A 1,070-nucleotide genomic window follows, 5' to 3' on the forward strand; every position below is an offset into this window, starting at 1 on the left:
GCCAAAGGCTGATTGTCCGGCTTCCATCCCGATCATGTCCGGCACCACGCTGCCTTCCACTTGTCCACAAATGCCCGCAATTGCGCGGTCGTTCACGCGCTCTTTATCGGCGATAAGAATATCGCAGGTCGATGTACCGATGACTTTAACCAACGTATAAGGCTGCGCACCGGCACCGACTGCGCCCATGTGGCAATCGAACGCGCCGCCAGACAGTACGACGCTGGCCGGTAAGCCGAGACGCTCAGCCCAGTCAGCGGTCAGGGTGCCGACAGCCTGCTCGGCGGTAAGGGTTTCGGTAAATAACGGATAGGGCAGATTTTCGACCAGCAGCGGATCGAGCGCCGCGAAGAACGCTTTCGGTGGCAGGCCGCCCCATGACGGATGCCAGAGCATTTTGTGTCCTGCACTGCAACGGCCACGTACGACTTTATCCGGCGCGGTGGTGCCGGAAAGCAGGGCGGGCACCCAGTCGCACAGCTCCACCCAGGAAGCTGCTGCGTCACGCACAGAACTGTCTTCGCGGGAAACGTGCAGGATTTTTGCCCAGAACCATTCGGAAGAGTAGACGCCGCCGATATAGCGGGAGTAGTCGGGAAAATCGCCGCTGCGGCACAGGCGGTTGATCTCTTCGGCTTCTTCTATCGACGTGTGGTCTTTCCACAACACAAACATCGCGTTCGGGTTTTCGGCGAACTGCGGCAGGAGTGCCAGAACGTTGCCGTCCTTATCCACCGGCGCAGGCGTGGAACCGGTGGAATCTACACCGATCCCCACCACGCGCTGGCTGCGTTCAGGCCCGAGGCGGGCCACAACGTTTTTAATCGCCTGTTCCATCGCTTCTATATAGTCGCGCGGATGATGACGGAACTGGTTAATAGCCGCGTCACAATAGCGGCCTTCATTCCAGCGCGGGTAATACACCACGTCAGTTTCCATCTCAGCACCGGTCTGACAATCCACGGCCAGTGCACGGACAGAATCGCTGCCAAAATCCAGACCAAGAGCAATCGCACCTTGCGTCATTCTTTATTACTCCTTCAGGTGTGCCGTAGTCATTACGGCGGCGA

1 protein-coding gene is annotated in these 1,070 nt (G+C 58.5%); it reads right to left on the reverse strand.

Annotation, left to right across the window (positions count from 1 at the left end; all coding sequences use genetic code 11):
* Positions 1–1,026, reverse strand: a 1,026-nt coding sequence (locus TU92_RS22160; protein ID WP_112169563.1) for a ribulokinase, incomplete at its 3' end; no start/stop codon positions are given.
* Positions 1,027–1,070 lie beyond the last annotated feature (44 nt).

This window comes from Rahnella inusitata (assembly GCF_003263515.1).
Taxonomy (GTDB): domain Bacteria; phylum Pseudomonadota; class Gammaproteobacteria; order Enterobacterales; family Enterobacteriaceae; genus Rahnella; species Rahnella inusitata.